We start from the raw sequence: 18,280 nt of genomic DNA, 5'->3' as shown, positions 1-18,280 counted from the left end.
TCAACGGAACGCCGCCCGACCCATCCTACGAGCTGGGCGCGCACCGGAATCACGGCGTACCGCCCAGCTCCCGCAGGTAATCCCAGGGGTAGATCCCCCGTTCGTGGCCATCGCTGAACACCAGCTGCACGCCATAGCCCTGCAAGGCGATGCGCTCCAGGCGCACGTCCGGGTCGACCGTGGCGATCACGCCACGCAGGCGCGCCGCCTTGCACTGGGCACAGGGGCAGGCGCCGCGCAAACGGGCGTGGCTGAGCGCCTGGCGCTCGCCATCGGCCCACTCCAGGCGCAACACCGTCTCGCTGCGGGAATTGCGCAGGGCGCTGGGGGCGTCCATCAGGCCGCGCCTTGCAGTTGGGCCAGGGCGATACGCACCGCCTTGCGCACTTCTGGATCGCCGTCGGCCTCGGCGGCGCGCAGCACCGGCAGCGCCGTGCTATCACCCAGTTCGCCAAGGGCCAGGGCGGCCTCCTTGCGCAGGTTGGCGATGCCATGCAGCAGCAACTCGGCGAGGCCGCCACCGGCCTCGCGGTAGCGCAGGCGGCCCAGGGCCCGCGCGGCGCGCAGGCGAACCTGCCAGTAATCATCGGCCAGGGCGCGCGCCAGCGCCGCGCCGGCTTCCGCCAGGCCGAGCTTGCCGAGGGTGGTGGCAGCTTCCTCGCGCACCTGCCAGGCGCCATCGCCCAGGGCCGCGAACAACGCCGGCAGCACCTCGGCGCCACGGGCCAGGCCCAGGGCACCGGTGGCGGTGCGGCGCACCTCGGTGTCGGCATCGTCGCTGGCCAGGCGCGCCAACGCCGGCAACGCGGCTTCCTGCTTGAGCCAGCCAAGAATACCCACCGCCTCGCGGCGCACCGTGGCCTCGGCATCCTCCAGGGCCAGCAGGGCCGGCCCGGCCGCTTCCTCCAGGCGCAGCTCGCGCAGGGCGCGCAGGCTACTTGCGCGGACGAAGGCGTCGGCATGGCTCACCCAGGGCAGGATCAGCCGCCCGGCCTCCAGGCTCTTCAGCTCGCTGAGGCTCTGGGCGGCGGCCACCCGCACGGGGTCGGCGCCATCGGTGAGGGCGGCGCAGAGGGCCTGGACCACCTCGGGTTCCTCCCAGGCCTCCAGCAGGCGTGCGGCCTCGGCGCGTACCTCGGCGGCATCGTCCGACGCCAGCGCGGCGGTGAGCCAGGGCAGGCCCTCGGGGTCTTCCAGGTCGGCCAACTCGATCAGGGCGATGCGCCGTACGCCGGCGTCGTCATCGGCCAGACGCGGCAGCAGGTCGAGGATGTCAGGGTTGTCTGTGTCATGTGGGGTCATAGGGCGATTCGCAATGGCGGATGGTCGGTGGGCAGGCCCAGGGGCGTCAGGCGCGGCAGCTCGCGGCCTTCTTCATGGCGCAGCAGTTCCAGGCAGTGACGCTTGAGGTGGGTGAAGCCGGGGCTGGTGAGCAGGCTGGCGCGGCGCGGCCGTGGGAAGTCCAGGTGCAGGTCCTCGATGAAGCGTCCGGGGCGAGGGCTCATCACCAGGATGCGGTCGGCGAGGAACAGCGCTTCGTCTATGTCATGGGTGACGAACACCACCGTGGTGCGGATGCGCGTCCAGATATCCAGCAAGAGCTCCTGCATCCGCGAGCGGGTTTGCGCATCCAGGGCGCCGAAGGGTTCGTCCATCAGCAGCAGGCGCGGGCGGTTGATCAGCACGCGGGCGATCTCGGCGCGCTGCTGCATGCCACCGGAAAGCTGGCTCGGCCAGCGCCCGGCGAAATCGGCCAGGCCCACCAGGCGCAGGAACTCGGCGGCGCGCTGGCGCCGTTCGGCCTTGCCGATGCCCTGCATCTTCAGGCCGAAGGCGACGTTGTCGAGCACGCTGCGCCAGGGCAGCAGGGTGTGGTGCTGGAACACCATGCCGCGCTCGGGCGAGGGCCCGTCCACGGCGCGGCCATCCACTTCCAGGCTGCCGGCGCTGGGAGTGAGATGCCCGGCCAGGGCGCCGAGCAGGGTGGATTTGCCGCAGCCCGAGGGGCCGAGGATGCAGACGAACTCCCCGGCGGCGATGGAGAAATCCAGGGCCTGCACCGCCTCGAAGGCGTCCTTGCCCCGGCCCAGGCGGATGGACATGCCGCGGGCCTGGATGCGGCCGGGCTCGACGGCCTGTTCGAAGGCACTCATCAGGCGTTCCTCCGTGCGCGGTACCAGGGCGTGGCCAGGGCGCCGAGACGCTTGACCAGGCCGCTACTGCCCATGCCGAGCAGGCCGATGAGCAACATGCCGACCAGGATGTCGGGGTAGTTCTGCACCACGTAGGACTCCCAGGTGTAGTAGCCGATGCCGAACTGGCCGGAGATCATCTCGGCGGTCACCAGGCAGAACCACGAGGTGCCCATGCCGATGGCGAGGCCCGTGACGATGCTCGGCGCGGCGCCCGGCAGGATCACCTCCCGCAGGATGGCCAGACGCCCGGCGCCGAGGCTGCGCGCCGAGGCGACCAGGCGCGGGTCGACGCCTTCGACGCCGTGCACGGTGTTGAGCAGAATGGGGAACAGGGCGCCGGTGAAGGTGATGAACACCATGGACAGCTCCGAGGAGGGAAACATCAGGATGGCCAGGGGAATCCAGGCCACCGCCGGAATGGGTCGCAGCACTTCCAACGGCGGCAGCAGGCAGTACTCGGCCCAGCGCGAGCGGCCGATGGCCAGGCCCAGCGCCACGCCGACCAGGGCGGCGGCGAGGTAGCCGGCGAATACCCGCGACAGGCTGCCGGAAAGGTGCGCCAGCAGCTTGCTGGAGTGCAGCAGTTGCCAGGCGGCATCCAGCACCGCGGCGGGCGTGGGCACGTAGCTGAAGGTGAGCAGGCCCAGGTCCAGCCTCGTGGTGGATGCCAGCTGCCAGAACAGCAGGCAGGCCGCCAGGGAGGTGAGGCGCAGGGGCCAGCGGTAGTAATGCGTCATGGGGTCGTCCTCCTGTAGGTTGGCGCCAAGCGAAGCGCGGCCCAACGTGGCGCTCTCCGGCATGGGCACGTTGGGCTTCGCTGTGCTCAGCGCCAACCTACGGTTCTGCGATCAGCGGCTGGCGACGGCCTGCTTCTGGTTGGCGCTGGTGAAGTCCAGGGCGGTGCCACCGTGCCGCTGGGCGTAGTCCTCGGCCTGCTGCTTGAGCAGGAAGGCATTCAGCTCGCCCTTGTCGTTACGCACGAACCAGGCCTGGCTGGCCAGCAGCTTGATGCCGCTGTCGGTGGCCTGGGCGTAGATGGCGCGGATGTCCTTGCCCTCCTGTTCCAGCTGGGCCAGGGCCGCCAGGGCCGCTTCGGGCGATGCGTAGTGGCGCACCTTGTCCTCGCCGCGCACCCAGATCTGCGCCAGGCGCTTGAAGTCGGTGATGGGCTTGCCGGTGGCGGCGTCGTTGGCCTTGAGCGGCAGTTGGGCGTAGTTCTTCAGCGCCTGGTCGTAGTCCTGCCCGGCGGCCTTGAAGGCCGCGCGGATGTACTGGTCGTCGATGAACTTGGCGGTGTCCAGCCCGCGATCGGTCTTCTTCAGGAGCTTCAGGGTATCGATGGAAGTGGCCACCGCCTGGCGGTACTCGGGCTTCCAGGTCAGGTCGCGGGTCTGCAGGCCGAGTGGGCCGTGGAACAGGTAGTTCACCTCGGCCTCGATACCGGTGACTTTCTCGATCAGCTCGCTGTACTTCTCGGGTTCGGCGGCGAACAGGCGGTCGGCCTCCAGGCTGGCGCGCAGGTAGGCGGTGACGATCTCCGGGTACTTCTTGGCGTAGTCGGCGTCCACCAGGGCGCCGTGGAAGGTCGGCGCCTCGGCCTGGGAGCCGTCGTAGATCTTGCGGGCGAAGCCACGGTTGGGGAACAGCTCTGCGAAGGGCACGAAGTCGGCGTGGGCTTCGATGCGGTTGCTGCGCAGGGCGGAGCCGGCGATCTCCGGCGGCTGGGCGATGATCCGCACGTCCTTCTCCGGGTCCCAGCCCTGGGCGGCGACGGCGCGCAGCAGCATGCCGTGTGCGGTGGAGGCGAAGGGCACGGAAATGGTCTTGCCCTTGAGCTCGGCGAGGGACTGCACGCTGGACGCCGCCGGCACCACGATGCCGTTGCCGCTGCCCTGGGTGCTGCCGGACAGCACGCTGATGAACAGGCTGCGCTTGCCGGCATCGAGGTGGGCGACACCGTTGAAGGAGCCGGGGAAGTCGGCCATGGCGCCGAAGTCCAGCTTGCCGGCGACCATCTCGTTGGTCAGCGGCGCGCCGCTGGTGAAGTTCTTCCACTCCACCTGGTAGTCGGCGTCCTGGTACTTGCCATCGTGGGGCAGGTACTTCTCCAGCAGGCCCAGCTCGCGGATGAGCAGGCCGCCGGTGGCGCAGTTGATGGTGGTGTCCTGGGTGCCGATGGCGATGCGGATGGTCTCGGCGGAAGCCGAAGCGGTGGAGATGGCCAGCGCGAGGCCGGCGATGGTTGCACGAAGACGCATGGGTGTTTCCCCTCGAATCATGAGTGTTGGAATCGTCTCCGCCACGCGGTCGGGTGGTGGGAAACGAGGGGCTTTCAGGTGAGGCGTCCGGGGGTGGGCCGGATGGCGTTTGTTGCTTTTCTGGTGCCTTGGACTGGCGCAGCGATACCCACGCGGAAGGCTCAGCGCAGCAGGTAGGGGATCTCCACCTTCACCGCGCCGGTGGGGCAGTCCTTCTCGCAGGGCATGCAGTACCAGCACTCGTCGAAGGCCATGTAGGCCTTCTGGGTGGCCGGGTTGATGGCCAGGAGGTCCATGGGGCAGACCTCGACGCAGACGGTGCAGCCCTTGTGGGCGATGCATTTGTCTTCGTCGATGGTCACCGGCGCGCTGCTGCGAAAGAAGATTTCCTGGGGCTGATAGGCCATGTCACGGGTCCTTGGAGCCTGGGGCTCTCGTTATGGGTCTGGCGAGGAGCGCGTTGCGCTCCATGTTGGGCTTCGCTTCACTCTTCACCAACCTACGACGCGAATGCCGGGTAGGTTGGCGCTGAGCCTGCGAAGCCCAACAAGGGTCAGGCGGCTTCGGTCTTCACCCGCAGGTGCTCGTAGGCCTGCTGCTCTTCGGCATCCAGCGCGATCAGGTAGGGCTCCACCGGTTTCTTGAAGCTGGTCATGGCGCCGTCCTCACCCTTCTTCAGGTGGCAGTGGCAGAACCACGCGGCGTCGTTGCGCTCGGGATGGTCGACACGGTGGTGGTACAGGCCCCAGCGGCTTTCCTCACGGAACAGCGAGGCGCGCGCGGCCATCTCGGCGCAGTCGCGGATCACCGAGACCTCCATGGCGCGCATCAGCTCGTGGGGGTTGTTGGCCTTCATCTGCACCAGGTCCCGCTCGATCTCGGCGAAGCGCGCGAGGCCGATCTCCATCTTCTTCGTCACCTTGGGCGGCTGCAGGTAGTCGTTGACCATGCGCCGCAGCTTGTATTCCACCTGGGCCGGCGGCAGGCCGTGCTCGCGGTTCAGCGGCGCGAACACCCGCGCCCGCTCGCGTTCCACCTGCTCGGTGTCGATCTCGGCGAAGTCGCGCCCGACCACATAGGCCGCCGCGTTGCGGCCTGCGAACCAGCCGTAGGTGAAGGCGCCGAGCATGTAGTTGTGGGGGACGGCCGCCATGTCGCCGGCGGCGTAGAGGCCCTTCACGCTGGTCTCGGCCTTCTCGTTGACCCACACCCCGGAGGCCGAATGGCCCGAGCAGAAACCGATCTCGGAGATGTGCATCTCGACCATCTGCTGGCGGTAGTCGGTGCCGCGATTGGCGTGGAACTGGCCACGGCTCGGGCGCTCGTTGCTGTGGAGGATTTCCTCGATGGTCTGGATGGTCTCCTCGGCCAGGTGGTCGAGCTTGAGGAACACCGGGCCATTACCGCCTTCGAGCTCCTGGTGGAACTCCCACATCATCTGCCCGCTCCAGTAGTCGCACTCGATGAAGCGCTCACCCTTGGAGTTGGCGGTGTAGCCGCCCAGGGGGCCGGTGACGTAGGCGCAGGCCGGACCGTTGTAGTCCTTGATCAGCGGGTTGATCTGGAAGCATTCCAGGTTCGCCAGTTCCGCCCCGGCGTGGTAGGCCATGGCGTAGCCGTCGCCGGCATTGGTGGGGTTCTCGTAGGTGCCCATCAGGTAGCCGGAGGACGGCAGGCCGAGGCGGCCGGCGGCGCCGCAGGCAAGGATCACCGCCTTGGCGCGGATCACCCGGAACTCGCCGCTGCGGCAGTCGAAGCCCATGACCCCGCACGCCGCGCCTTCCCCATCCAGCAGCAGGCGGGTGCAGACCACGCGGTTGCTGATTTCCACCCGCGCGCGTTTCAGCTGGCGGTAGAGCACCTTCTTGATGTCGTGGCCCTCGGGCATGGGCAGCACGTAGGCGCCCATGTGGTGGACCTTCTTCACCGCGTAGTCGCCGGTCTCGTCCTTCTCGAACTTCACCCCCCAGCGGTCCAGCTGCTGGATGGTCTCGAAGCTGTGGGTGGCGTAGGCGTAGACGGCGGCCTGGTTGACGATGCCGTCGTTGGCGATGGTGATTTCCTTGGTGTACTGCTCGGGCGTCGCGTGGCCGGGGATGATGGCGTTGTTCAGGCCATCCATGCCCATGCTGATGGCGCCGCTGCGCTTGACGTTGGCCTTGTCCAGCAGCAGCACACGCAGCTCGCGGTTCTGCTCCTTGGCCTTGATCGCCGCCATGGGGCCTGCGGTGCCGCCGCCGATGACGATGATGTCGTAGTCCTGGTGATGGGTGCTCATGCCTGGGGTCCCTTCTGGCGATCGATGCGCAGGCGGTACTGGAAGGCATCGCCGCGGTAGTAGAGGTGTTCGAAGTCCAATGGCGTGCCGTCGGCGGCGTGGGTCAGGCGCTCGATACGCATGATCGGCGAGCCCTCCTCCACACCCAGCGCCTGGGTCAGGTCGCCGTCGGCGAGCACCGCATCGATGGCGAGGTCGGCGTGGCCCAGGGGGATGCCGCAATCGTTCTCCAGGATCAGGAAAATGTCGCGGGTGGCGAGGTCGGCCTTCTCCAGCTTCTCGCCCACCGCGTGGGGCAGCCAGGTGAGTTCCAGGGACACCGGTTCGCGATTGATCAGGCGCACCCGACGGATCTCGGTGACCAGGCTGCCTTCTTCCACCTGGAGGCGCTCGGCCACCAGCGCGCTGGCGGGCACATGCTTGAAGCTGCGCAGGCGGTTGAGCACTTCGTAGCCCATCTGGGTCATGGATTCGGCCAGGCCCTGCAGGGTGGACACGTTCTGGAAGGCCTTGGGCTTGGCGACGAAGGTGCCCTTGCCGTGAATCTTGAAGATCAGCCCTTCCTTCTGCAGGTCGCCCAGCGCCTGGCGCACGGTGATGCGGCTGACATCGAAGGCCTTGCCCAGCTCGCTTTCCGAGGGCATGCGGCTGTGGGGCGGGTAGGTGCCGTCGAGGATGCGCCCGCGCAGCAGCTCCTTGAGCTGGCTGTAGAGCGGAATCGGGGAGAGGGGGAGCAGTTCGGCCATGGTCGTCGTCGCTTTGGGTCCTGACTTGTTATAACAAGTTATGGCGCGAGGATAGCTGGCATAAGAACAAGGATGGAAATACCGTTATCGAATATGGATATGGCGGATTTCCTGTAGGGGCGAATACATTCGCCAAGGACCGCGTAGCGGTCCCATCCGGCGTTGAATGGCAGGTCTGCGACCTGCATGGCGAATGAATTCGCCCCTACAAGGAGGCTTTCAGAGGCTATCCAGCGCCTGCACGAAGTCGTCGATGATGTCCTCGGCATCCTCGATGCCCACCGACACGCGGATGGTGCCGTCGTGGATGTCCAGCTCGGCCAGGGCCTCCGGCGACAGGGCGCGGTGGCTGGTCTTGCCGGGGTGGGTGATGCTGCTGGCCACCCCCGCCAGGGAAGGCGCGAAGGCGGTGTTCTTCAGGGCGCGGATCAGTCGGTCCACCTCGGCCAGGCCGCCGTGCAAGGTGAAACTCAGCATGCCCGAGGCGCCCTTGGGGAACAGCCGCGCGGCCAGGGCGTGGTCCGGGTGCGAGGGCAGGCCGGGATAGAACACCTGGGCGACCTTGGGGTGGGCTTCCAGGGCCGTGGCCAATGCCTGCGCGTTGGCCGAGTGGGCCTTCATGCGCAGGGTCAGGGTCTTGGCGCCGCGGAAGGTCAGCCAGGCCTCGAAGGGGCTGGCGCTGCCGCCGGCGTTGATCTGGAAGCGCCGCGCCTGGGCGATCCACTCGGCATCGCCGACGAGAATGCCGCCGGTGGCATCGCTGTGGCCGTTGAGGTACTTGGTGGTGCTGTGCAGCACCAGGTCGGCGCCATCGGCCAGGGGGTGGTAGAGCGCCGGCGAGAGGAAGGTGTTGTCCACCAGCAGCTTGAGGCCATGGGCCTTGGCCAGCCGCGCCAGGGCCGGCACGTCGCTGACCCGCACCAGCGGGTTGGAGGCGGTCTCGGTGTAGATGATCCTGGTCGCCGGAGTGATGGCCGCCTCCACTGCCGCCAGGTCGTTGATCTCCACCAGGGTAGCGCTGATGCCGAAGCGCGCCAGCTCCTTCTCGATCAGGCTCTGGGTGGTGCCGTACAGCTCGCGGCTGGCGATCAGGTGGTCGCCGGCATTCAGCCGCCCCAGCAGCGCCGCGCTCACCGAGGCCATGCCGGAGGCGGAGAACAGCGCCGCCGCGCCGCCTTCCAGCTCGCGCACCAACTCCTCCACCGCCGCCTGGTTGGGGTTGGCGATGCGGGTGTACATGTAGTTGTCGGGGTTGCCGGCGAGGAAGTCGTCCACCTGCTCCAGGGAGTCGTAGACGAACACCGAGGACTCGTAGATCGGCAGGCTCTTGGGCCGGGTGACCATGCGGCGGTCGACCTCGTTGCCGCTGTGCACGGAACGGGTGGACAGGCCGGGTTTGGATTCGGGCATGGTGAACCTCCGGATTGCTGCTGTAGGGGCGAATTCATTCGCCAAGGACCGCGCAGCGGTCCCCGGCCTCGCAGGGCAGTCCTGCGGACTGCTTGGCGAATGAATTCGCCCCTACAAGGTTGGTCGCCCCATGGGACCAGAAAAAAGAACGCCGACGATAGTCGAGACTCGTCGGCGTGAGGAAGGGGCGGGTCATGCTCCCGCCACCGTGGCTAGCAGGTGCGGGCCGTTGAAAAGCTACTGCGCTCGGCCAGGCGGTGTTGAAATCAGCCTCAAGGTGCTCATTTACAACTCGTAAACTCCGCCCTTTCGGCTGATTTCGCCTTGCCTGGCCGTCGCTCGCTACGCTTTTTCAACCGCCCACCAAGTCAGAACGCCGGCACCACCGCGCCGGAATACTTCTGCTCGATGAAGGCTTTGACTTCCGGGCTGGTCAGCGCGGCGGAGAGTTTCTTGATGGCGTCGCTGTCCTTGTTGTCCGGACGGGCCACCAGGTAGTTCACGTAGGGCGAGGTGCGGTCTTCCAGCACCAGGGCGTCCTTGGACGGGTTGAGCTTGGCTTCCAGCGCGTAGTTGGTGTTGATCAGGGCCAGGTCGACCTGGTCCAGCACGCGCGGCAGCAGGGCCGCTTCCAGTTCCTTGAACTTGAAGTTGTGCGGGTTCTCGGCGATGTCCTTGGGGGTGGCCAGGGCGTTGCTCGGGTCCTTCAGTTTCAGCAGTCCGGCCTTCTGCAGCAGGATCAGGGCACGGCCGCTGTTGCTGCCTTCGTTGGGGATGGCGATGGTGGCGCCTTCCGGCAGGTCCTTCAGGGACTTGTACTTGCTGGAGTAGCCGCCGAAGGGCTCGACATGCACGCCCTTGACGATCACCAGGTGGGTGCCCTTGCCGCTGTTGAAGTTGTCCAGGTAAGGCTTGGTCTGGAAGTAGTTGGCGTCCAGGTGCTTCTGGTCCACCTGCAGGTTGGGCTGCACGTAGTCGGTGAAGACCTTCACTTCCAGGTCGACGCCTTCCTTGGCCAGCTGGGGTTTGATCAGCTCGAGGATTTCGGCGTGGGGCACCGGCGTGGCGGCTACGATGAGCTTTTCGCCGGCGTGGGCCAGGGAGGCGGACAGGGCAGCGGCCAGGGCGGTCAGCAGCAGGGACTTCTTCATGGTGATCCTTTCGTATTCAGAGCCCCGGCTGGATCTTCAGCCGCGAGCGGGTGTTGGGATGCCCGGTCTGGGTGTGCCGGGTTGAGGGCGACACTACGGGGATTTTTTATAACCACCAAATACCGTTTTCTTATTCTCATATTCCATTTCTTATATTAACAACCGCCACCTCCTACGCGCTGATCCGCAGGTTAATGTCGCCTCTGCGAATTGCCTGGATCCCCCCGGCTCACTAAAGTTGCAGGTTTCCCCGCAGTCCACCGGAACGCCGCCATGCTCGATGCCGCCCTCGCCCGCTTCTCCCGCCTGGACCTGGTACCCGCCCCCACCCCGCTGGAAAAGCTCGAGCACCTGTCGAGCAAGGTGGGCCGCGACCTGTACGTGAAACGCGACGATGTCACGCCCTTCGCCCTCGGCGGCAACAAGGTGCGCAAGCTCGAATTCCTCGCCGCCGAGGCCCTGGCCCAGGGTGCCGATACCCTGGTCACGGCCGGCGCCATCCAGTCCAACCACGTGCGCCAGACCGCAGCCCTCGCCGCGCGCCTGGGCCTTGGCTGCGTGGCCCTGCTGGAAAACCCCATCGGCACCGCCGACCGCAATTACCTGGAGAACGGCAACCGCCTGCTGCTGGACCTGTTCGGCACGGACGTGGAGCTGGCCCCCAACCTGGACACCGCCGACGAACTCCTCGCGGCCACCGGCGAGCGCCTGCGCGCCGCCGGCAAGCGTCCGTACCTGGTGCCCATCGGCGGCTCCAATGCCCTGGGCGCACTGGGCTACGTGCGTGCCGGCCTGGAGCTGGCCGAGCAGATCAAGGCCAGCGGCCAGGACTTCGCCGCCGTGGTGCTGGCCTCCGGCAGCGCCGGCACCCACGCGGGCCTCGCCCTGGCGCTGGAATACGCCCTGCCGGGCACCCGCGTGGTCGGCGTCACCGTCTCGCGCCCGGACGCCACCCAGCGGCCCAAGGTGGAAGGGCTGCTGCAGCGCACCGCCGAGCTTCTCGGCGTGCCGGTTCCCGCCGGCCTCAAGGTGGAGCTGTGGGACCAGTACTTCTTCCCCCGCTACGGCGAACCCAACGCCGGCACCCTCGAGGCCGTGAAGCTCGCCGCCAGCCACGAAGGCCTGCTGCTGGACCCGGTGTACACCGGCAAGGCCTTCGCCGGCCTGCTCGATGGAGTGGCCAACAGCGCCTTCGCAGGCAACGGCCCTGTGCTGTTCCTGCACACCGGTGGCTCCCCGGCGCTCTTCGCCTATCATCCAGCGGGTAATGCGTGAATTCTCTTATTCCCATTTTAATGCAATAAATAATTTTTAATTATTTTATTGCATATAACCAAATCCCTAGAGTTGCCGCACCCAAACACCCTGCCCCGTGAGGCCCCTATGACATTTGCCACCCTGCGTCGCCAGTTCATCCTCGGCAGCCTGAGCCTGGTGCTCGGCGCCGGATTCGTCGGCACCAGCTCCGCCGCCGACCTGCTCCAGGACATCCAGCAGAAAGGCGCCATCAAGGTGGGCCTGGAAGGCACCTACCCGCCCTTCAACTACCAGGACGAGAGCGGCAAGCTGACCGGCTTCGAAGTGGAGCTGGCCGAGGCCCTGGCCAAGGAGCTGGGCGTGAAGGCCGAGTTCCAGCCGACCAAGTGGGATGGCATCCTCGCTGCCCTGGAGTCCAAGCGCCTGGACGTGGTGATCAACCAGGTGACCATCTCCGACGAGCGCAAGAAGAAGTACGACTTCTCCACCCCCTACACCGTGTCCGGCATCCAGGCCCTGGTACGCAAGGGCACCGAGGACAGCATCAAGACCGCCTCCGACCTCGCCGGCAAGAAGGTCGGCGTGGGCCTGGGCACCAACTACGAGCAGTGGCTGAAGGAAAACGTCCCGCAGGCCGACATTCGCACCTACGACGACGACCCCACCAAGTTCCAGGACCTCAACGTCGGCCGCATCGACGCCATACTGGTGGACCGCCTGGCCGCCTTCGAGATGGTCGAGAAAACCGGTGGCAAGCTGGCCGTGGCCGGCGAGCCGTTCTCCCGCCAGGAAGCCGGCATCGCCCTGCGCAAGGGCAACCCGGAGCTGCTGGCCTCCATCGACAAGGCCCTGGCCAAGCTCAAGGCCGACGGCACCCTCAAGGCGCTCTCCGAGAAATGGTTCAAGGCTGACGTGACCCAATGATCGAAGCCAGCCTGCAACTGGCGCTGGATTCCGCGCCCTTCCTGTTGAAGGGCGCGGTGTTTACGGTGGTACTGAGCCTCGGCGGCATGTTCTTCGGACTGCTGCTGGGCTTCGTCCTGGCCCTGATGCGCCTCTATGGTTTCACCGCCCTGCGGTGGCTCTCGCGGATCTACGTTTCGTTCTTCCGTGGCACGCCTCTGCTGGTGCAGCTGTTCATGATCTATTACGGCTTGCCGCAGCTGGGCATCCAGCTGGAGCCGCTGCCAGCGGCGCTGATCGGCTTCTCGCTGAACATGGCCGCCTACACCTCGGAAATCCTCCGCGCCGCCATCGCCTCCATCGACAAGGGGCAATGGGAGGCCGCCGCCAGCATCGGCATGAGCCGCACCCAGACCCTGGTCCGCGCCATCCTGCCGCAGGCCGCGCGCACCGCGCTGCCGCCGCTGGGCAACAGCTTCATTTCGCTGGTCAAGGACACCGCCCTGGCCGCCACCATCCAGGTGCCGGAACTGTTCCGCCAGGCGCAGCTGATCACCGCACGCACCTTCGAGATCTTCACCATGTACCTGGCCGCCGCGCTGATCTACTGGGTACTGGCCACCGTCCTGTCGCACTTCCAGGCTCGCCTGGAGGCACGGGTCAACCAGCATGAGCGCGACGCCTGATGATTACCGTCCGTAACCTGACCAAATCCTTCAAGGGCCAGGAGGTGCTCAAGGGCATCGACCTGACCGTCGAACCCGGCGAAGTGGTGGCCATCATCGGCCCCAGCGGTTCGGGCAAGACCACCTTGCTGCGCTGCCTCAACCTGCTGGAGGAACCCAGCGGCGGCCTGATCAAGGTGGGCGAGATCGAGATCGACGCGAGCCGGCCGCTGAAACAGCAGCAGGGGCTGATCCGCAAGCTGCGCCAACACGTCGGTTTCGTCTTCCAGAACTTCAACCTGTTCCCCCATCGCACCGCGCTGGAAAACGTCATCGAAGGCCCGATCGTGGTGAAGAAGGAACCCCGCGAACGCGCCGTCGAACGCGCCCGGCGGTTGCTGGCCAAGGTCGGCCTGGCGGGCAAGGAAGACGCCTATCCGAAGCGCCTCTCCGGCGGCCAGCAACAGCGTGTGGCCATCGCCCGCGCCCTGGCCATGGAGCCCGACGTGATCCTCTTCGACGAGCCCACCTCGGCGCTGGACCCGGAGCTGGTGGGCGAGGTGCTGGCCACCATCCGCGGCCTGGCCGAGGAGAACCGCACCATGGTGATCGTCACCCACGAGATGAGCTTCGCCCGCGATGTGGCCAACCGCGCGATCTTCATCGACAAGGGGGTGATCGTCGAACAGGGCGACGCCAAGAGCCTGTTCAGCGCACCCAGGGAAGAACGCACGCGGCAGTTCCTCAGCAAGTTCCTCAACGGCTGATACCGGCTGCACGCTCTTGTAGGGGCGAATTCATTCGCCAAGCAGGCCGCAGGCCTGCCTGGGTGCTCCAGGGGGGCAGCTGCGCTGCCCTTGGCGAATGAATTCGCCCCTACAGCCGTCATCTCGTCCGAGGCAGGATCGGGCAAGCCCCCCGCAAGGAAATCGGCGTAGAATCCGCGCCCCTCGCAAAACCGCCCCGCCACTGGAACCCGCATGAACCCGAGCACCCTCCTCTCCCTGCCCTTGCTGGCGCTGGCCCTGGGCGGCTTCGTCGTCGGCAGCAGCGAATTCATCATCATGGGCCTGCTGCCCGAGGTGGCCAACGACCTCGGGGTCAGCCTCTCCAGCGCCGGCCTGCTGGTCAGCGCCTATGCCATGGGAGTGGTGATCGGCGCGCCGCTGCTGGGCCCGCTGCTCGGTCGCCTGCCGCGCCGCCAGGCCCTGCTCTGGCTGATGGGCGCCTACGCCCTGGGCAACCTCGGCTGCGCCCTGGCGCCGAACTACGAGTGGCTGCTGGCCATGCGCATGTTCACCGCCTTCAGCCATGCCGGCTTCTTCGGCTGCGCCACCCTGCTGGCCGCGGAGCTGGCGCCGCCCCACCGCCGCGCCTCGGCCATGGCCCTGGTGCTCAGCGGCCTGACCATCGCCAACGTGCTCGGCGTGCCGGCCGGCGCCTGGCTCGGCCAGGCCACCAGTTGGCGGGTGACCTTCATGGTGGTGGCCGCCATCGGCCTGCTCACCCTGCTGGCCCAGGCCTTCTGGCTACCCGCCACGCCCAAGCCCAAGCCCAGCGCGGCCGGCGCCTGGGACGGCATCCTGCGCCGTCCGGTGCTGCATGCGCTGTTCGTCTGCAGCCTGTCCTCGGTGGCGCTGTTCGGTGTGTTCACCTACATCAGCCCGCTGCTGCGCGACGTGTCCGGCTTCAAACCGGAGAACGCCAACTTCGCCCTGCTGCTGTTCGGCATCGGCCTGACCCTGGGCAACCTGCTGGGCGGTCGCCTGGCCGACAAGGGTTTCCGCTACTCGCTGCCCCTGGCCTTCGGCGTCAGCGCACTGTGCCTGCTGGGGCTGTTCGTCTTCGCCCAGGTGCCTGCGCTCGCCCTGGGCTGCCTCTTCCTCTGGGGCGTGGCCAGCTTCGCGATTTCCTCGCCGCTGCAGCTGCTGCTGGTGGAGCAGGCCGGCGAGTCTGCGAGTCTGGCCGCCACCCTGAGCCATGCCGCCTTCAACCTGGGCAACGCCAGCGGCGCCTTCATCGGCGGCCTGTGGCTGACCGCGGGCATGGGGCTGAACAACCTGCCGCTGATGGGCATGGCGGTGTTGCTGCTGACCATCCTGGTGTGCCTGCCGCTGCCGCGCCTGCGCTCGGTGAAGGATCACCTCAAGGCCACCGGGCAGCTCAATCCCTGATAGCCGGTGCGCGGATGCGACCCGGACACCCGGCGGATAGCGAATCGGACGATAGCGCCGCGCGCTTATGCAGAAGGGATCGCTCACCCCGCACCGAGCGGGACTAGGATTCGGCTTGGCTGATTTGCCGCATCCAGAGGAGCGAGCGAAATGACTGCCCAAGCCACCGATCGGGACGCCATCCTGCGGGTCGCGCAGGACTATGTCGAAGGGATGCTCTTCGCCGACGAGAGCCGACTGCGCAGCGCCTTCCACCCACAGTGCCGCATCATCGGCCACTTCCGGGGCGAGCTCGAATGGCTCTCGCTGGATGACTTCGTCGGTGCCCTTCTCGATGCCGGTCCGGCCCTGGCGGAAGGCGGGACGCCCGTGTGGGATGTCCAGGCGCTGGACATCACCGGCGACGCCGCCTCGCTCAAGGTGGTCGACGACTACGCCGAGATGCGCTTCACCGATTACCTGTCACTGCTGAAGATCGGCGGGCGCTGGAGCATCATCAACAAGCTCTACTACCTGCACGATTAACCGGCCAGCACCTCGGCGAACAGCTGGCGCAGCTGCGCCTCGTCGTTGGCCGCCAGCCGGCGCAATTGCCCGGCGAGCTGGGCGTAGCCCGGCAAGGGCGGCAGGTTCAGGTGCTGCGGGAGGATTTCGTCGCCCTCGCTGACCAGCAGGGCGAAGTGCACGCTGTTCTCCAGTTCGCGGGTATTGCCGGGCCAGGGGTAGGCCTCCAGCACCGCCTGGGCCGCCGCGCTGATCAGCGGCAAGGGCAGGTCCAGGCGCTGGGCGTAGATGCCGAGGAAGTATTCGGCCAGGGGCAGGATGTCGTCCGGGCGCTCGCGCAAGGGCGGTAGTTCCACCCGCCCCTCGTTCAGGTACTGATAGAGCCGCGCGTTGAACTTGCCGACCCGCACCGCTTCGGCCAGGTCGATGCTGGTGGCGGCCACCAGGCGCACATCCACCGGGGTCGGCTGCTGGGCGCCGACGCGGGTCACCTCGCGACTCTCCAGCGCCGCCAGCAGCTTGGCCTGCAGCGGCAACGGCAGGTCGCCGATCTCGTCCAGGTAGAGCGTGCCGCCGTTGGCCGAACCGAACCAGCCGGCACGGCTGCTCGCCGCGCCGTTGTAGGCGCCGGGGGTATGGCCGAACAGCTCGGCCTCCGCGTAGCTCTTGCTGATGGCGCTGCAGCTCACCGCCACGAACAGCCCGGGACGGTCGCTGGAGCGGTGGATCTGTCGCGCCAGCAGCTCCTTGCCGGTACCGGTCTCACCCTGGATCAGCACCGGCAAGTCGCCGGGCGCGAGCTGGTCGACCTCCTCGCGCAAGCGACGCGAGCGCTCATCGACGAACACCAGTGCGCGGGCGCGGATGCTCAGGGGGCTGCGATCGGCGTCGGCGAAGGTCAGCAGCGGCTGACCGGAATTTTCCTTGCTCATGGCGAAATCTCCCGCCGGGCCCAGGCTGCGAAGCAGCGGGCCGCGACGTATTGCTGAATACGGGGATGGATCAGGCGCGCTGACGTGAGAGTTGTTCGACGCGGCTCTGCAGACGGTAGAGGTGAGCGAAACCCTGCTCCCAGGTGTGGTGGCCGGACTTCACGTTGATATGCCCGGCACCGGTGAGGATCGCCGCTTCGGCGCCCCAGTCGCGGGCCATTTCCAGCGCCCGTTGGGGGCTGGCGGCATGGTCGTTGTCCGAGCCCACCAGCAGGCTGGGGAAAGGCAGCGGCGCATGCGGGATGGGTGCAAAGCCCTTGAGCGCGTCCGGGCAGCCGGGGCGCTGCACGTCCGCCGGCGCCACCAGCAACGCGCCACGCACGCGACGCAACACATCGGGATCGGATTGCGCCGCCCAGTGGGCGATCGTCACGCAGCCGAGGCTATGGCCGATGAGGATCACCGGGGTGCGCTCGGCATCGATGGCGCGCTCCAGCGCCGCTACCCAGGATTCGCGATCCGGGTTGTTCCAGTCGGCCTGCTCCACCCGGCTGGCATTGGGCAACGTGCGTTCCCAATGGCTCTGCCAATGCTCCTCGGGCGAGCCCTGCCATCCCGGCAGGATCAGGTAACGAATGGCCTGGCTACGCATGACGAGCCCTCCTTGCTGAATTTCGATGCTGGGCAGTCTAGGCGCTCGCCATATATCTGTTAAGGAATAAGAATTCATTTGCTTATGCATTATTAGCTTATTCACTAAAGGTCGGCTCGGCTGCGCAGCGGCGCCCTTGTAGGATGGGTTGAGCAACGCGATACCCATCGACGGTCTGATGGGTTTCGCTCCGCTCTACCCATCCTACAAAAGCGAGTGGCCAAGGGATCGCCATGCAGATCGACGAAGAACTGACCCTGAAGAAGCTGGAGACCTTCCTCGCCTTCATGCGCAGCGGCAACCTGTCGCGCGCGGCGGCGGAGCTGAACACCAGCAATGTCAGCGTGCACCGCGCCATCCACTCCCTGGAAAGCGCCCTGCGCTGCCCGCTGTTCAAGCACGAGGGGCGCAACCTCACGCCGCTGGAAAGCGCCTATGTGCTGGAGGAGAAGGCCCAGAAGCTGATCCAGGACGCCCTCGAAATGGTACGGGCCACCCGCGAGGCGGCGGGCTTCTCCGCCGAGCGCTTCAAGCTCGGCGCGCTCTATTCGCTGACGGTGAAGACGGTGCCGCAGTTGGTGATGGGCCTGAAGCTGCGCCGCAGCGAACTGAACATCGACCTCACCCTCGGCTCCAACGTCGACCTGTTCTACCGCCTGAAGAACCTCGAGCTGGATGCCATCCTGGTCTCCCTCGACAACAGCGTCAGCGACCCGGACTGCGAGCAACTGCCGCTGTTCTCCGACGACATCTTCCTCGCCGTGCCCACCGACTCGCCCTTCGCCGAGCAGGCCGAGGTAGACCTGGCCGACCTCGCCGGCTCCACCTTCATCACCCTGACCCAGGGTTTCGCGACCCACCGCGACGGCGCCCAGGTGTTCCACCAGGCCGGCTTCGAACCCAAGGTGGCGATGCAGGTGAACGACATCTTCACCCTGCTCAGCATGGTCAGCTCCGGGGTCGGCTACGCCCTGCTGCCGGGGCGCATCGCCGCGGTCTACGAGAACCGCATCAAGCTCATCCCGCTGCAGGCGCGCTACCGCTTGCAGCAGCACATCGGCGTAGTCTTCCTCAAGGCCAGGGAACGCGACCCGAACCTGCTGGCGCTGGTCGCCGAGTGCCGCATGTACAGCCTCGGCCGCAACCCCTGAGGCG

19 protein-coding genes are annotated in these 18,280 nt (G+C 67.0%); 7 read left to right on the top strand and 12 right to left on the bottom strand.

Going from position 1 to position 18,280, the window contains the following annotated elements:
* Positions 1–49 precede the first annotated feature (49 nt).
* The 10 genes from PCA10_RS01040 to PCA10_RS00995 form a co-directional block, all read right to left on the bottom strand.
* A complete protein-coding gene (locus PCA10_RS01040; protein WP_016490153.1) occupies positions 50–337 on the bottom strand; it encodes a DUF971 domain-containing protein in 288 nt (95 codons plus the stop codon).
* On the bottom strand, positions 337–1,302 hold the full coding sequence (locus tag PCA10_RS01035) for a HEAT repeat domain-containing protein (protein ID WP_016490152.1): 966 nt from the start codon (positions 1,300–1,302) through the stop codon (positions 337–339). Before PCA10_RS01035 ends, PCA10_RS01040 begins: the two co-directional genes overlap by 1 nt.
* Entirely contained in the window at positions 1,299–2,153 is an 855-nt protein-coding gene (locus PCA10_RS01030; RefSeq protein ID WP_016490151.1) for an ABC transporter ATP-binding protein, read from the bottom strand. The genes PCA10_RS01035 and PCA10_RS01030 overlap by 4 nt, the downstream gene beginning before the upstream one ends.
* Positions 2,153–2,932: an ABC transporter permease gene (locus tag PCA10_RS01025; protein WP_016490150.1), complete on the bottom strand. Its 780-nt coding sequence runs from the start codon at positions 2,930–2,932 to the stop codon at positions 2,153–2,155. Before PCA10_RS01025 ends, PCA10_RS01030 begins: the two co-directional genes overlap by 1 nt.
* Before the next feature lie 111 nt (positions 2,933–3,043).
* Positions 3,044–4,453: an ABC transporter substrate-binding protein gene (locus PCA10_RS01020; RefSeq protein ID WP_041770083.1), complete on the bottom strand. Its 1,410-nt coding sequence runs from the start codon at positions 4,451–4,453 to the stop codon at positions 3,044–3,046.
* A gap of 161 nt (positions 4,454–4,614) precedes the next feature.
* The gene (locus tag PCA10_RS01015) at positions 4,615–4,860 is read right to left on the bottom strand and encodes a 4Fe-4S dicluster domain-containing protein (protein ID WP_016490148.1); all 246 of its coding nucleotides are present in this window, start codon (positions 4,858–4,860) and stop codon (positions 4,615–4,617) included.
* Positions 4,861–5,006: 146 nt separating this feature from the next.
* The gene (locus PCA10_RS01010) at positions 5,007–6,731 is read right to left on the bottom strand and encodes a fumarate reductase/succinate dehydrogenase flavoprotein subunit (RefSeq protein ID WP_016490147.1); all 1,725 of its coding nucleotides are present in this window, start codon (positions 6,729–6,731) and stop codon (positions 5,007–5,009) included.
* A complete protein-coding gene (locus PCA10_RS01005) occupies positions 6,728–7,477 on the bottom strand; it encodes a GntR family transcriptional regulator (RefSeq protein ID WP_016490146.1) in 750 nt (249 codons plus the stop codon). Before PCA10_RS01005 ends, PCA10_RS01010 begins: the two co-directional genes overlap by 4 nt.
* 219 nt (positions 7,478–7,696) lie before the next feature.
* Positions 7,697–8,887 carry a trans-sulfuration enzyme family protein gene (locus tag PCA10_RS01000; protein ID WP_016490145.1) on the bottom strand — a complete coding sequence of 397 codons (1,191 nt, stop codon included), beginning with the start codon at positions 8,885–8,887 and terminating at the stop codon, positions 7,697–7,699.
* Positions 8,888–9,255: 368 nt separating this feature from the next.
* Complete coding sequence (locus tag PCA10_RS00995) at positions 9,256–10,038, bottom strand: MetQ/NlpA family ABC transporter substrate-binding protein (RefSeq protein ID WP_016490144.1); 783 nt, start codon at positions 10,036–10,038, stop codon at positions 9,256–9,258.
* A 273-nt stretch (positions 10,039–10,311) separates the two neighbouring features.
* Between PCA10_RS00995 and PCA10_RS00990 the strand changes: the two genes are divergently transcribed.
* From PCA10_RS00990 to PCA10_RS00965, 6 genes are all read left to right on the top strand, one after another.
* On the top strand, positions 10,312–11,313 hold the full coding sequence (locus PCA10_RS00990; protein ID WP_016490143.1) for a D-cysteine desulfhydrase: 1,002 nt from the start codon (positions 10,312–10,314) through the stop codon (positions 11,311–11,313).
* A gap of 108 nt (positions 11,314–11,421) precedes the next feature.
* On the top strand, positions 11,422–12,219 hold the full coding sequence (gene tcyJ, locus PCA10_RS00985) for a cystine ABC transporter substrate-binding protein (protein ID WP_016490142.1): 798 nt from the start codon (positions 11,422–11,424) through the stop codon (positions 12,217–12,219).
* On the top strand, positions 12,216–12,884 hold the full coding sequence (gene tcyL, locus PCA10_RS00980; RefSeq protein ID WP_016490141.1) for a cystine ABC transporter permease: 669 nt from the start codon (positions 12,216–12,218) through the stop codon (positions 12,882–12,884). The genes tcyJ and tcyL overlap by 4 nt, the downstream gene beginning before the upstream one ends.
* Positions 12,884–13,630: an L-cystine ABC transporter ATP-binding protein TcyN gene (gene tcyN, locus PCA10_RS00975; protein ID WP_016490140.1), complete on the top strand. Its 747-nt coding sequence runs from the start codon at positions 12,884–12,886 to the stop codon at positions 13,628–13,630. Before tcyL ends, tcyN begins: the two co-directional genes overlap by 1 nt.
* 213 nt (positions 13,631–13,843) lie before the next feature.
* Entirely contained in the window at positions 13,844–15,037 is a 1,194-nt protein-coding gene (locus PCA10_RS00970; RefSeq protein WP_016490139.1) for an MFS transporter, read from the top strand.
* Between the two features lie 150 nt (positions 15,038–15,187).
* Positions 15,188–15,562, top strand: a complete 375-nt coding sequence (locus tag PCA10_RS00965) for a nuclear transport factor 2 family protein (RefSeq protein WP_016490138.1) — start codon at positions 15,188–15,190, stop codon at positions 15,560–15,562.
* Here the strand turns inward: PCA10_RS00965 and PCA10_RS00960 are convergent.
* A complete protein-coding gene (locus tag PCA10_RS00960) occupies positions 15,559–16,473 on the bottom strand; it encodes a sigma 54-interacting transcriptional regulator (protein WP_016490137.1) in 915 nt (304 codons plus the stop codon). The genes PCA10_RS00965 and PCA10_RS00960 overlap by 4 nt on opposite strands.
* A 70-nt stretch (positions 16,474–16,543) precedes the next feature.
* Positions 16,544–17,125: an RBBP9/YdeN family alpha/beta hydrolase gene (locus PCA10_RS00955; RefSeq protein ID WP_016490136.1), complete on the bottom strand. Its 582-nt coding sequence runs from the start codon at positions 17,123–17,125 to the stop codon at positions 16,544–16,546.
* A gap of 233 nt (positions 17,126–17,358) precedes the next feature.
* Between PCA10_RS00955 and PCA10_RS00950 the strand changes: the two genes are divergently transcribed.
* On the top strand, positions 17,359–18,276 hold the full coding sequence (locus PCA10_RS00950) for a LysR family transcriptional regulator (protein ID WP_016490135.1): 918 nt from the start codon (positions 17,359–17,361) through the stop codon (positions 18,274–18,276).
* Positions 18,277–18,280 lie beyond the last annotated feature (4 nt).

This window comes from Pseudomonas resinovorans NBRC 106553 (genome assembly GCF_000412695.1).
Taxonomy (GTDB): Bacteria; Pseudomonadota; Gammaproteobacteria; order Pseudomonadales; family Pseudomonadaceae; genus Metapseudomonas; species Metapseudomonas resinovorans_A.
The sequence above is the reverse complement of the archived record's forward strand: the minus strand, read 5'-3'. Positions and strand labels throughout refer to the sequence as shown.